Below are 13,987 nucleotides of genomic sequence, written 5' to 3'. Positions count from 1 at the left end.
ATCCATGTGTTTAGGCTAGTAAATAATATGTGTCCAGGAAAATGGGTACATATCAGTTTGACACAGGGGCTTTTTTATATGAAAAAGTGGATATCTACAATGTGTAGATATCCACTCAATAGATACTATGTAGCTTATATGATTATTTAATCTCTGCTTTTAAGTCGATAACGTTTTTACATGCTACGCAACCAGGGCAGTCACAGAATTCTGCGCCTTGTGCTTTGATATCTTTAGCGTGTTGTAATAGATTGGCGGCACCGTCTTCGCCAAGAATTTGTGTAGCTAATTTAGAGCCTGCAAAGCCGATTGTTTCGTCGATAAGTGCAATATTTTGCTCTGCTAATGGTACGAGTTGTTTTGTAAGCGCTGCTTGTTTTTCTGTGCCTTCTGCATCGAGCCAAGATTGAGCGAATTCTTTTACTGTAGGATTGCTTGATGGAGCATCTAATAAAGCTTGTACGAGTTGTGTTAATTGTGTATGTGTCATGATGATCTCCTTTTATAAACTACTAACTATAGTTTTGGAAAAGTGCATTTAGTATCATATGAGCACCTGTTCCTTTTGTTGAGTACATTATAGCATCTACAGTAATTTTGAATAGTAGAATAATTTACGATAGATACTATCAAATGTGATAGATTTATGATGATAGCTGTTTTAAATTTTTTGGGGAAATAGAATAGAGGAATGCTTTCGCATTCCTCTTTAACTTGGTTAGAATAAATCTGAGTGACTGCCTGTGCGAGTTAAAGATAATACTAACATATCATCTTTAATTGCATAAATTAGAAGCCAATCTGGCTCGATGTGTAATTCTCTAAAGCCTTCGTAGTTTCCTGTTAATGGATGATCTTTATAACTAGGATCTAATAGCGTTTGATTCTGTAATTTAGTGATGATTGAATAGAGTTTATTGAGATCTTTACCGCGTTTCTTGGAGCGCTTTAGGTCCTTTTTGAACTTACTGCTAAGCACTAATCTCAACATAACTGATTACTCCAATCCTAAATCCTCAATCATTTCTTTTACATTAGCATATGATTTTGCTTTTACTTTTCCTGCTAATATATCTTTCGTTTCCTGAATAGCAGCTTCTGTTTCTGCATTATAACGAGGTTGTTTAGGTTGAAATGGAAATCCACCTTCCATTAGTGATGTGTGGAGAAAAATATTAATCGCATCAGTTACGGATATGCCAAAGCTAGCATATAATGCTTCTAATTGTGCTTTTACAGCTGGCTCGATACGCAAACTGATAGAGGCTGTTTTAGCCATAGTATCACCTCCTGTTACTTATATTGTAATGCAAATAATTTATATTCGCAATCAAATGATTGCATTTTGCAATCAAAATGCTTTTCTTTTTCTGTAGAGAAAATCCTTATAAATATAAGAATATAAAAATATTAGAATTTTAGGTGATATAATTTACTTAATAAATGTAGTTTGTTTACAGGGGAATGTATCATGAAAAATGTTGTGTGTGCACTGGCTGTGTTGGCTTTCATAGGTTCCATCAATGTTGCCTCCGCAGATGACTCGATGCGGTTTCGTCTTAATGGTAATTCTATTTATGACCAGCCCTATGGTGACAGAAATGAGTTTCCATGTCCTGACGGCCTAGGTAGTTGTACTATAACTGATAGCGATTATAAAAGCACTCGTAAAGGTCAATCGCTAGAGGTGTTTGATACTATATATGAGGCTAAGCAACATTTGAACTTTAAACCGCATTTGCCAAGTGGATTAGGGGGATTACGTCCTGTACATGTATCTATTGTGGATCACGATGTATTACAAGTCGTGTATGCCTATCATGAGCTTTTAAAAGGGAGATATTTTGACCGTGTAGATGATATGCCGAAGTATATTAAGTATCGTGTATCGACTCTATCAGGTAATATTGCAGGCGATTATAAGGATTACTTGCCTCAGAAAACAGATGTTGTAAATGGGATGACGATAACCTATCGAATGGTGGATGTCGCCGTTTACTTAGCAGCTTGGGAATATGATGAGCAGAACCATGTGTTTTTATTTAATGAGCCAGTTTCTGTTAGATGGGCTAGATCTTTGATTACATCTGTAGGTGGTAATTGATATTAAAAATAACGGAGTTTTTATGAACTTAGAAAATTTTAAGATTTCAAAGCTATCATATATAGAAAATGGTAGTAGTGAAATCATGGAAAAGTACCAGATACGTGCACAATATGAAACGGAACCGCCTCATGGGGATGCTATATACTCTATTTCTATAAAAGATAAGGTATTGCCATTTTGGATTTATGGTAGAGATGTTACTTTCATAGGTAGTAGCATGGTTATGGTCGAGTCTGTAAAATGTAAAACATGGAATCCAATTCAAACTATAATTATTGATTTAACGCGTGAAGTATATGCTAACTTAAAGGAATGGTATACAGATATTTCCTTTGTTAATGAACGCATTGAGCTAACGAACCAAGTGGTAAAGAAGAAGAAACTCATTAAGAATGATTTTGATGATTTAGAGTGGACTAACTACTAACGATGAGTTTTATGAAATTATATTCATCTTATTTTAATTGACATAAGTCTATAGAATACAGTACAATACCCTTATATCTTAAATCAAGCGATGAACGGGTATAAAGGTTTACAAATCCTGCTTTCAGAGAGTTGCCGGCTGGTGCGAGGCAATAGAGGTTGTACGCTGACACTCTCCCGTGAGCTTTGATGGCGAATACAGCAGTAGTCATTGACGGTGGTTCCGTTATACCCGAAACGAGTCCCAATTAGGGTGGTACCGTGTTATGAATATAACGCCCCTTTGAGCAACGACAGTTGTTCTGAGGGGCTTTTTTATTTGTGAAAGTCTAGTAAGTCACAGATTATATATGGTGTCGACATTGGCGATTTTACAAACTTTCACTATGGATAGATATAATAAAGTGTTATGTTTTATGAGGATAGAAAAGGTGGCTATTATGGAACAGAATCGCGTATATTTCTTCGATACAACCCTTCGTGATGGGGAACAAACACCAGGTGTATCTTTACAAACTCCTGAAAAAATTGAAATTGCGAAAGGCCTAGTACGTCTAGGCATCGACGTAATCGAGGCTGGATTCCCAGCGGCATCCCCTGGAGATTTTGAAGCGGTACAAACGATTGCACGCGAAGTCAAAGGTGCAACAATTTGTGCGTTGGCTCGTGCTAATGAAAAGGACGTACAAAAAGCGATTGATGCGTTGAAAGATGCGGAACGTAGCCGTTTACATGTATTCATTGCTATTTCCGAACTTCATATGGAATATAAATTAAAAATGACTCGCCAAGAGGTATTGGATAAGGTTAAATCCGTATTGGCATATGCAAAAGGTAAGGTTGATGAAATCGAGTTCTCTGGTGAAGACGCGGCACGCTCTGATTTAGATTTCGCATGCCAAGTATTTGGTGTTGCAATTGCTGGTGGCGCTACAATTATTAACGTACCAGATACAGTAGGTTATATGAACCCTAATGAGTTCGGTGATAAAATCCGCTACATTAAAGAACATACATCAGGAATTGAAAATGCAATTATCTCTGTTCACTGCCATGACGACTTAGGCCTTGCCAATGCGAATACGTTAGCCGCTATTAAAGCAGGTGCACGCCAAGTAGAAGGCACAATTAATGGTCTAGGTGAACGGGCTGGTAACGTAGCGATTGAAGAAGTGGTAATGGCTCTTAAAACACGCCATGATTATTTCGATGACCTCCAAGTGAACATCGATACAAAACAATTTACGAAAGTATCTAAACTTGTGAGCCGTTTAACAGGCGTTGTAGTTCCTCCAAATAAAGCAATCGTGGGTTCTAATGCATTTGCTCATGAGTCTGGTATTCACCAACATGGTATGATGAGTAATCCTGAAACGTATGAAATCATGACTCCTGAGTCCGTAGGGGCTGAAAAAACAGACCTCGTATTGGGCAAACACTCCGGTCGTCATGCCTTCGCTGATCATTTGGCAAAACTTGGTTTCCAATCTTTCACAGAAGAGAAAATCAACGACCTCTTCGCTAAATTTAAAGAATTGGCAGACCGTAAAAAACAAGTATACGATGATGATATCGTAGCCCTCGTAGTAGATAACTTACATCACAAAAAAGCGTTCGAACTCGTGGCTCAATACTATAAATTGGGTGAAAAAGGCTATGCCTATGCTGACGTTCGTCTTATGACTCCAGAAGGTGAAAAAGCTGATGCAGCCGTTGGTGATGGTCCAGTAGATGCGTCCCTCAAAGCGGTTGAACGTGTGGTTGGCTTGCCAATCAGCTTGAAAGATTACCAAATCCGCGCTATCACAGCCGGTAAAGATGCCCTTGGGGAAGCAACTCTCAAGGTAGAATATAACGGTCGCTTGTACCATGGTCGTGGTATCAGCACAGATATCGTTAAATCAAGTGTAAATGCATATATTAATGCAGTAAACTCAGTATTCCTAGCTATGGAGCTAGAACAACAGGAGGAAGAATAATATGGGTATGACCATTACTGAAAAGAATATGGCTCGCCATGCGGGTCTTGATGTTGTAAAACCAGGCCAAATCATCGAATGTCATTTGGATGCGGTATTGATGAACGACATCACATTCCCACCGGCTCGTAAAGAGTTTTTGAAGATTGGAAAACCTGTATTTGATCGCCATAAAATTTACTTGGTGCCTGATCATTTTACACCGAATAAAGATATTCAATCTGCTACTCAAGCTAAGGTAATGCGCGACTTCGTACGCGAACATGGCATTACGAACTACTTTGAAGTAGGTAGAATGGGCATTGAACACGTTATTTTGCCAGAAAAAGGTCTTATCGGTCCTGGCGAAATGATCATCGGTGCTGACTCCCACACTTGTACCTATGGTGCGGTGAATGCGTTCTCCACAGGCGTAGGCTCCACTGATGCGGGCGTTGCTATGGCAGAAGGTAAAACTTGGTTCAAAGTACCTGAAACTATTAAAGTTGAGCTTATCGGCAAGCCTAACAAATGGGTAACTGGTAAGGACGTAATCCTCGATTTAATCGGTCAAATCGGCGTAGATGGCGCTCGTTACATGGCTCTTGAGTTCGCTGGGGACGGCGTACAACACATGACTATGGCTGACCGTCTTACAATTTGTAACATGGCTATCGAAGCGGGCGGCAAATGTGGCGTATTCCCTTATGATGCAATTACTGAAGAATATATCAAAGGCCGTGTCAATCGTCCTGTTGAGCCAATCGCTCCAGATACTGATGCGGTATATGCTCAAACGATTACAATCGACTTGTCCAAATTGCAACCAGTGGTAGCTTTCCCACATTTGCCATCCAACACGCATTACATCAACGAAATTGACAAAGATATTAAAATCGACCAAGTAATCATTGGCTCCTGTACAAATGGCCGTTACGAAGACTTAGTGGCAGCTGCGGAAATCTTCAAAGGTCGCAAGGTGGCTCCATTCGTTCGTTGCATCGTAATCCCTGGTTCTCAAGATGTATACGACCAAGCGTTGAAAGAAGGACTTTTGGATATCTTCATTCAATCTGACTGTGCTGTGTCCACTCCAACATGTGGGCCTTGCCTAGGCGGTTACATGGGCATCATGGCCGAAGGGGAACGCACTGTTTCCACGACAAACCGTAACTTCCGTGGTCGTATGGGTCACGTTGATTCTGAGGTATACTTGGCAAGCCCATACGTGGCGGCAGCAAGTGCTGTATTAGGCCGCATTGCAGGCCCTGAGGAGGTTTAATATGGATTTTGAAAGCAAGAAAATCTGGCGCTACGGCGACGATGTAGATACAGACGTAATCATTCCGGCTCGTTACTTGGCGATTGCTGACTGGAACGAATTGGCTGAACATGCGATGGAAGATATTGATACGACATTCGCTCCTAATGTGAAAACTGGCGAAATCATGGTGGCAGGCAAAAACTTTGGTTGTGGGTCCTCCCGTGAACACGCACCGGGCGTTATCAAAGCGAAAGGCGTGCCTGTTATCGTGGCACATTCCTTTGCGCGTATTTTCTTCCGCAATGCTATTAACATCGGTTTACCAGTAGTTGAAATCGGCGAACAAGTAGATCGCATTGACGCTGGTGATGCGATTGGCGTAGACTTGTCTAAAGGCATCGTGTACAACTTGACTAAGAACGAACAATACCAAGGGACTGAGTTGCCAAAATTCATTCAAGATATTGCGGCAGCTGGTGGTCTTGTAAACTTTGCGAAAAATCGCAAATAATACTACGTTGCTGATCCTCGGTGATGCGCTGCCGCTCCACTAGCTTAACGGTCTGCGGCATAGCCTTGACCTGCTAAAGTCGCGTTAGCGCATGCACCTCGGATCTACGTGTTTTATTATTCGGTTTTGGTCAAAACTTTAAAAACCTAGCAGCTACTAAAATCTTGAATGAATTTGTGGCGCAGGATTTGAAGGAGAGACGAGTATTCGGCTTTTGGGCGTGTGAAGTCTCGACACCGTCTATATAGATTTCTAACGGTGGAATAACGAAAGATGAGTTTGTAGTTCATCTATGACATTTGTTATATGGAGAGGTAATATGAGCGAAAAGAGTATCGTATTGATTCCTGGTGATGGTATCGGTACTGAGATTATTGCGGCAGCGAAGGCTGTATGCGATGTGGCTTTTGAGAAAGCCAATGTAAAGGTTAATTGGATTGATAAGAAAGCGGGCGGTGCGTCTATCGATGCATACGGTGTGCCTTTGACTGAGGATACGATCGAGGCTTGTAAAGCGGCTGATGCTGTATTGTTGGGTGCTGTTGGCGGTCCTAAATGGGATAATGTCGATCCTTCTATCCGTCCTGAGAAAGCAATTCTAGGTCTTCGTAAGGAGCTTGGTTTGTTCTGTAACTTGCGTCCTGTAAAAATCTATCCATCCTTGCAAGAGTATTCTCCGCTTAAAAAGGAACTCGTGCAAGATGTAGATTTCGTTATCGTTCGTGAGTTAACTGGCGGCATTTACTTTGGTGAACGGGAAGAGGCGCAAGGTGAGGGTGCTAACGAGTTTGCTTGGGATAAAGAAACATACAGCCGTTACGAAGTAGAGCGCATCATGGATATCGCTATGGAAACAGCTCGCAAACGCAATAAAAAGGTTGTATCCGTAGATAAAGCGAATGTATTGGCTTCTTCTCGTTTGTGGCGCAAAATTGCGCAAGAGAAAGCCGCTGCCAATCCGGATATCGCAACAGATTACCTTTATGTAGATAATACCGCAATGCAGCTCGTTGTAAATCCTGCACAGTTCGACGTTATCGTTACTACAAACTTGTTCGGTGATATCTTATCCGATGAAGGCGCTGTAATCTCTGGTTCCATCGGGCTTTTACCATCTGCATCTATGGGTACTGGTACTGCTTTGTACGAACCAATCCACGGTTCTGCACCGGACATTATGGGCAAAAACTTGGCAAATCCGTTGGGTACAATCTTGTCCGCTGCTATGATGTGCCGTCATTCCCTTGATTTGCCTCAAGTGGCTGACGCTATTGAAAATGCTGTGGAACAAGTGCTTGTTGATGGTTACCGCACAGGCGATATCTACCGCGAAGGTTTGAAACGCGTAGGTACTACTGAAATGGCGCAAGCCGTAATCGAACGACTATAAGTGTCATTAAAAAAGAGAGGGAAAGGCCCTCTCTTTTTTGCAGGAGAGATTATGTTTCCTTATTTTTTACTAGCCTTGTCTATAGGGTTAGAATTATTTGATTAGCAGTTTTGTAGTGAATCAGATAATTGTATTAAATGATTGTATTAGTAGATGTATTGGAAAGAGATAATGAGGAGGCCTTTATGAATTCTTCGATGTATCGAAATTTAACCATTACTGCCTTATTGATGGCGCTAGCCATTATGATTCCTATCGTGATGCCTTTGAAAGTAGTGATACCACCGGCATCGTATACATTGGCGAGTCACGTTCCTATATTTCTGGCCATGTTTCTATCTCGAAAGATGGCGGCTTGCGTAGTAGTGGGATCTACACTTGGATTTTTCGTAGCAGGATTTCCCATCGTTATCGTTATGCGGGCTGCTTCTCATATGATGTTTGCTTTGATGGGGGCGTACTACATTAAACATCATCCCTCTGTATTGACTGGGGGCTTATCTTTTACCGCTTTCAATATCGTCTGCGGCATTATTCACGCTATTGGCGAAGTGTTAGCTTGCCTTTTGTTCTATACGACAACTACAATGCCAAATATTGATCTCGTTTACGTTGTGTTCGTTCTTGTCGGCGGTGGTACAGTCGTTCATAGCCTAGTTGATGGATATATTTCTCTATATATCTATAAAGCTATCCCAGGTTTAAAACCAACATCTCATTTAGAATAATTCTCAAAACTGTACCTACAGGTACAGACTTAATTGTGTGATATCGATATAATAAAACTATAGTTAATGACCGATTTATGTTGTATCCATTGATATAACATTTGGCCATATATTTGGTATTATCGGTGAAAGTTGCTTCTATCATTCGTGTTTCTTTATAGGTTCATTAAAAAAATCTGAGTTATGCACGTCAACTTTCACAGAAAATGGAGGTTATTATGAGAAAGCACATTAAAAACAATGTTTCTTGGGTAGGCAAAATCGACTGGGAATTGCAAGAGTTCCACGGTTCTGATTACAGTATTAATAATGGCTCAAGCCAAAATGCCTATTTGATTGAAGAGGAGAAGACTGTCCTCATCGATACTGTGTGGAAACCTCATTCCTCTGATTTCATTGATAACTTGGAATCGGAAATCGATTTGAATAAGATTGATTTCATTGTATGTAATCACGGCGAAGTGGATCACAGTGGTTCCTTGCCTGCGTTGATGGAAAAAATCCCTAATACACCGATTTATTGTACAGAAAATGCAGTTAAGTCCTTGGTTGGCCAATATCATCATCCAGAATGGAACTTTAAAACTGTTAAAACAGGAGACTCCGTAGATATCGGGAACGGTAAATCCTTGGTATTCGTAGAGATGCGCATGCTTCACTGGCCTGATTCCATGGCAACATATATGACAGGCGACAATATCTTATTCTCCAACGATGCATTCGGTCAACATTTCGCTGTAGAAGAATTGTGGGCAGATAAGGCGGATCAATGCCGTTTATGGGAAGAGGCAATGAAGTATTACGCTAATATCTTGAACCCATTCTCTCCATTGGTAAAAGCCAAAGTCGAAGAAATTCAAAAGCTTAACTTGCCAATCGATATCATCGCTACTAGTCATGGCGCCATTTGGCGAGAAAATCCAATACAAATTGTAGAAAAATACTATGAATGGTCTCAAGCGTACCAAGAAGATCAAGTCACAGTTGTGTACGATACTATGTGGGATGGCACCAAGAAATTGGCCCATAAGATTGCTGAAGAAATTGCTAAACAATCCCCTGATACACGTGTTAAGATTTTTAACATTAGCAAAACCAATAAAAATGACATCATGACGGAAGTCTTTAAGTCAAAAGCCATTGCTGTAGGTTCCCCAACAGTGGGTAACAGCGTATTATCTGCTGTAGCTGGTTGGCTCGACTTTTTGCGTGAGTTAAAATTCAAAAATAAAAAAGCTGCCGTATTTGGTACCTATGGCTGGTCTGGTGAATCTACAAAGGTACTTCGTGAAGAGTTAACTAAATATGGTTTCTCTGTAGTAGAACCTGAAATCAAATGTAACTGGAACCCCGAAGATTCTGATTTAAATAAAGCAGAAGAACTTGTAAGTGCATTATTAGCATAAACATATATATTAAATGAAGAAAGTCCTTTATTTTCTTGAAAAATAGGGGACTTTTTTTGCTTTGTTAGAACGTATACATAAAACATTGGATAATTTAAGGTGTATTTAGTAGTTTTATTCTCACTTCGTTCTCATGACGGTTTGTTTACTATTGATAAGAAGTTATATCTACTGCTGTTATACAAATATAAAATTATAATAAAATGATAAAGTCATGTATTAATATACATGATAGTTTAATTCACTAATAATTCATGAATTAAGAATGAATAAGGTATGATGGGAGTTGATAGTCTATCTTTCATACTTATAAGGTGGTTATTTATTTATAAGTTATACAGTTTGTTGGATAAAAAATGTTTACAAAGTTGAGAAAAATTTAACTTATAAGGGGCAATAATGAGTTGAATTTAATCCCTTATAAAATCAGGAATAAAGCGACTTTTAAGGGTTCTAAGAACAGGTTGATTAAATTTGTTGTATAAAAAGGGGTTGTGTATATCGTAAAACTTTGATATGCTAGGCGAGTAATTGACAATATAAATTTTTCTTAAACTGAGATAGGGGTATTTCTTTGTGTAATTTTAGAGTACTTACTTGATCAGGCCGAGGTGAGAGACGGAACATAGAGAGAATAAAAATTTGTATTGTAATAATATGGATATTTTTTATTTAGTGAGGGTGTAAGATGAGAGAAATAAAACATTCCCAAAAATTAGCGTTTGCTGTATTAGTTGCTGTCACTGCTGTTGGTGCGACTGTTAATACGGTAGACGCTGCTTCTGTTGTAATGGACAATTCTAATGTTGTTACAGGTACAAACAATGCAGTTGCGTATGGTAGTGGTAATACTGTAAAAGAATCTGCTGCGAACTTCCGCGATCGTGATTACGAGAATGAGCCAGATGATGCCACATTAAAAACTGGTGATTGGAAAAGTAATTCTGTCGCTATTGGTGTTAATAATACTGCAGCAGGTACCTCTGCATTAGCAGTGGGTCATTCTTCTAAAGCGTTGATGAATGATACTATCGCTATTGGTCATTCTGCTGAAGCAGAACGTACATGGGCCACAGCTATTGGTACTCGTGCAAAGGCATCTGAAGTTCGTGCACAAGCTCTTGGCTATGAAGCGTTAGCATCTGGCTATAAATCTAATGCAATCGGTTCTGGTGCACAAGCAACTAATAATCACTCTATTGCTATGGGCTCCTCTGCGCTTGCGTCTGGTGATCATGCTCAAGCATTTGGTGCTGGTGCACAAGCAACTAACGTGCGTGCTAATGCGTTTGGCTCTGATGCAAAGGCTACAGCGGACTACGCTATGGCAATTGGTGACCATGCAAATGCAACACATTTGAACTCTATCGCTTTAGGTCGAGGCTCCACTACAAGTGAAGCTACAGCTCAAAGCAGTGCAACCATCGCTCGTCATACTTTCGGTGGCTTTGCTGGCGTAGGTTCTGCAGCTAAAGGTTCCGTATCTGTAGGTCAAGTTGGTTCTGAACGTCAACTTAAAAATGTTGCTCCTGGTGAGCTTTCCGCTACTTCTACAGATGCTGTTAACGGTAGCCAATTGTATTCCGTAGCTAATGATTTACAAACACAAATCAACAACTCCACACCTGGTCAAATTAATAACAATATCAAAAACTTGACTAACCGTGTTGGTACTGTTGAAAGACGCGTTAACAAAGTAGGTGCAGGCTCTGCTGCATTAGCTGCATTGCATCCATTGGACTTCAACCCAGATGATAAATCGACTATCGCTGCTGGTTATGGTCACTACCACAATGCAAATGCTGCTGCATTGGGTGCGTTCTACCGTCCTAATGAAGACACAATGTTCTCCGTTGGCGGTACTGTAGGTACTGGTGAAACTCAATTGAACGCAGGCGTATCTATTCGTCTTGGTAAACGTTCCCCAGAATCCCGTTCCCGCGTAGCTATGGGCCGTGAAATCGCTGAATTGAATGCACGTCTTCAAGATATGGAAAACAGATATAACAACTTGTTACAAATCTTGAACCCACTTGCAATCGATCCTAGCAAAACTGCTGAATTCCCAGACGTTCCTCAAAATCACTGGGCTTACCAATACATTAGCCAATTGGCTGGTAATGGTATCCTTGTTGGTTACCCTGATGGCACATTCAAAGGCGATGCAAAAATGACTCGCTACGAATTCGCAACTATGTTGTACCGTGCGCTTCAAAACGGTGCGCCTATTGATGAAAACATGAAACGTGCGTTGAATGAATTCGGTCCTGAATTACAAAACATTCGTCTTAACCACTTCCGTATTGATCGTATTTCTGGTGATGATAACGATCGTCACAAAACTGAACGTGTTCGCGTTAACAACGAATCTAAAAACGAACGTGACGTATACGGTTCCCGTATTTACAAATAATTTATATCTTAACTTCCCCCTCGAGCTTGTGAAAGCTCAAAACAGGATGTATCTTTTGATACATCCTGTTTTTTTTGTCTAATATACTATGGTTTTATTTAATTAGATTTATTTTTATACAGATATTTTTGCTTTTGGCACTTACAGTACTAGCCTTCTGCAGATATTTTAGAGACTTAGTTTTTTTAGTTATAGATTACAATATTGCATGTGAAACTTTCGTTTTAGATATTAAAATTTCACGTAATATTTATGTAATTATATTGCAAATAAATACGTATTGATATATAATTACTTTCACAAAGTGAATTAATATACGTAGTTTGTAAGTAAAAATATAGATATGAGGGAAAGACCATGAAAGAATTTAGACAATTAACAGTAGCAGATACAGCAGAATATCATAAGGTATTAATTGATGGTTACGCAGCTATAAAAGACTATCCCATAAGCTTCGATGCCATTGATTTTACGGAAGAGGAATCTAAGGAGTGGATTGAAAATTATCCTGTATATGGTTTGTATATTGATGGGCAATTAGTTAGTTCGATTACATTTTGCATGCCTTGGGTGAAATATTCAACACCAGATAAATATCCGCATATTGCGCATTTTGTAACGGCGCCAGCTTTCAAAGGTAAAGGGTATGCACGGGAAGTCTTGGGCTATGCAGAGGAGCTTTTAAAAGAACAGTTTAAAACACATATTGTTACATTAGGAACGGCTAAGGAACATCCTTGGTTGCCTAAAATGTATGAATCCTTTGGATTTACTGCGTATGATAAGGTTCATTTTAGAGGAAAACAACATACTACTATATTATTCAAAAAAGAGTTAAATTAACTGAATAAAAGCCTTGTAATCTATCTTAGTGATTTGCGGGTACGGTTGTTGATCGTTGTCATTCACTAAAAATTAGATACAAGGCTTTTTCTTATGCAAGATTATTACTATTTATTATATAATATATACATATAATGCATCTTTGCACTTATATGCGGTTATGGATAATTTATAGAAAGGATGTGTCCATATGTTGATTTTATCAGGCATTTTAGTGATGGTCATCGGATTGATGCTACGCTTTAATGCTCTATTGGTGGTTATTGCGGCGGGCTTTGTAACGGGCCTTGCGGCAGGTCTTAGCATAAACGATATCGTTGGTGCTATTGGGGAGGCTTTTGTTAAGAATCGTTATATGTCCTTATTTGCCTTAGTCCTTCCCGTCATTGGTATTATGGAACGGCACGGTTTGCGTGAACGGGCAGAAATTTTGATTGGCAAGATTCACGCTGCAACGGCGGGGCGTATTTTTATGATTTACCTATTCGTTCGTCAAGTGACGGTAGCACTTGGCATCAGTATGTCTGGTCTAGTAGCCATGGTTCGTCCTTTGATTTCTCCAATGAGTGAAGCCGCTGTAGCACAAGGGCGACCTATATCTCAACGTACACTTGATAAAATCCGTGGTGTAGCAGCATCTACTGATAATCTTGGTAACTTCTTCGGTCAAAATCTGTTCTTAGCAGCAGGTGGGCTTTTATTGATCAAAGGCGTGATGGAGCAACTTGGATATACCGTTGAACTTACAGATATGGTAATTTATGGAGTGCCAACGGCCGTATGTGCCTATGTAGTTAGCGTTATTCGCTTCTTTGTTTTCGATAAAACGATTCAATCTAGCGTGGCTCAAGACGAGGCCGATATGAAAGCTGGTAAATTGGTGCCTAATGAGTTAAATATTCTTGTAACACCGGAAGAGTTAGTGAAGGAGGGCAAATAAT

General features: G+C 39.7%; 14 protein-coding genes and 1 other annotated feature. Of the genes, 11 read left to right on the top strand and 3 right to left on the bottom strand.

Features of this window, described 5'->3' with window-relative positions; genetic code table 11:
• Positions 1 to 142: 142 nt before the first annotated feature.
• The 3 genes from Q0507_RS02270 to Q0507_RS02260 all read right to left on the bottom strand — a co-directional run bounded on the left by Q0507_RS02270 (position 143) and on the right by Q0507_RS02260 (position 1,279).
• The gene (locus tag Q0507_RS02270; RefSeq protein WP_298711762.1) at positions 143 to 490 is read right to left on the bottom strand and encodes a hypothetical protein; all 348 of its coding nucleotides are present in this window, start codon (positions 488 to 490) and stop codon (positions 143 to 145) included.
• Between the two features lie 228 nt (positions 491 to 718).
• Complete coding sequence (locus tag Q0507_RS02265) at positions 719 to 991, bottom strand: type II toxin-antitoxin system YafQ family toxin (protein WP_021147561.1); 273 nt, start codon at positions 989 to 991, stop codon at positions 719 to 721.
• Positions 992 to 997: 6 nt separating this feature from the next.
• Positions 998 to 1,279 (bottom strand): type II toxin-antitoxin system RelB/DinJ family antitoxin, encoded by a 282-nt coding sequence (locus Q0507_RS02260; RefSeq protein ID WP_004697933.1) that lies wholly within the window; start codon positions 1,277 to 1,279, stop codon positions 998 to 1,000.
• Between the two features lie 192 nt (positions 1,280 to 1,471).
• On the opposite strand from Q0507_RS02260, the gene Q0507_RS02255 reads away from it, so the two are divergent.
• The 11 genes from Q0507_RS02255 to Q0507_RS02205 all read left to right on the top strand — a co-directional run bounded on the left by Q0507_RS02255 (position 1,472) and on the right by Q0507_RS02205 (position 13,986).
• Positions 1,472 to 2,104: a hypothetical protein gene (locus Q0507_RS02255; protein WP_298711750.1), complete on the top strand. Its 633-nt coding sequence runs from the start codon at positions 1,472 to 1,474 to the stop codon at positions 2,102 to 2,104.
• 22 nt (positions 2,105 to 2,126) lie between these two features.
• Positions 2,127 to 2,534, top strand: coding sequence for a hypothetical protein (locus Q0507_RS02250; RefSeq protein WP_298711747.1), 408 nt, complete (start codon positions 2,127 to 2,129; stop codon positions 2,532 to 2,534).
• Between the two features lie 81 nt (positions 2,535 to 2,615).
• Positions 2,616 to 2,819: a binding site (T-box leader), on the top strand.
• A 154-nt stretch (positions 2,820 to 2,973) separates the two neighbouring features.
• Positions 2,974 to 4,512 (top strand): 2-isopropylmalate synthase, encoded by a 1,539-nt coding sequence (locus Q0507_RS02245; protein ID WP_298711744.1) that lies wholly within the window; start codon positions 2,974 to 2,976, stop codon positions 4,510 to 4,512.
• Position 4,513: 1 nt separating this feature from the next.
• A complete protein-coding gene (leuC, locus tag Q0507_RS02240; protein WP_298711741.1) occupies positions 4,514 to 5,773 on the top strand; it encodes a 3-isopropylmalate dehydratase large subunit in 1,260 nt (419 codons plus the stop codon).
• Between the two features lies 1 nt (position 5,774).
• A complete protein-coding gene (locus tag Q0507_RS02235) occupies positions 5,775 to 6,266 on the top strand; it encodes a 3-isopropylmalate dehydratase small subunit (RefSeq protein ID WP_298711738.1) in 492 nt (163 codons plus the stop codon).
• 319 nt (positions 6,267 to 6,585) lie between these two features.
• Positions 6,586 to 7,656: a 3-isopropylmalate dehydrogenase gene (leuB, locus tag Q0507_RS02230; protein ID WP_298711735.1), complete on the top strand. Its 1,071-nt coding sequence runs from the start codon at positions 6,586 to 6,588 to the stop codon at positions 7,654 to 7,656.
• 185 nt (positions 7,657 to 7,841) lie between these two features.
• Positions 7,842 to 8,384, top strand: a complete 543-nt coding sequence (locus tag Q0507_RS02225) for a hypothetical protein (RefSeq protein ID WP_298711732.1) — start codon at positions 7,842 to 7,844, stop codon at positions 8,382 to 8,384.
• 218 nt (positions 8,385 to 8,602) lie between these two features.
• Complete coding sequence (locus tag Q0507_RS02220; protein ID WP_298711729.1) at positions 8,603 to 9,790, top strand: MBL fold metallo-hydrolase; 1,188 nt, start codon at positions 8,603 to 8,605, stop codon at positions 9,788 to 9,790.
• Positions 9,791 to 10,478: 688 nt separating this feature from the next.
• Complete coding sequence (locus Q0507_RS02215; RefSeq protein ID WP_298711726.1) at positions 10,479 to 12,203, top strand: S-layer homology domain-containing protein; 1,725 nt, start codon at positions 10,479 to 10,481, stop codon at positions 12,201 to 12,203.
• A gap of 357 nt (positions 12,204 to 12,560) precedes the next feature.
• Complete coding sequence (locus Q0507_RS02210) at positions 12,561 to 13,046, top strand: GNAT family N-acetyltransferase (RefSeq protein ID WP_004694271.1); 486 nt, start codon at positions 12,561 to 12,563, stop codon at positions 13,044 to 13,046.
• 190 nt (positions 13,047 to 13,236) lie between these two features.
• A complete protein-coding gene (locus Q0507_RS02205; RefSeq protein WP_298711722.1) occupies positions 13,237 to 13,986 on the top strand; it encodes a DUF969 domain-containing protein in 750 nt (249 codons plus the stop codon).
• Position 13,987 lies beyond the last annotated feature (1 nt).

Origin of the sequence: uncultured Veillonella sp. (assembly GCF_938010505.1) — a bacterium.
Lineage (GTDB): Bacteria > Bacillota > Negativicutes > Veillonellales > Veillonellaceae > Veillonella.
The sequence above is the reverse complement of the archived record's forward strand: the minus strand, read 5'-3'. Positions and strand labels throughout refer to the sequence as shown.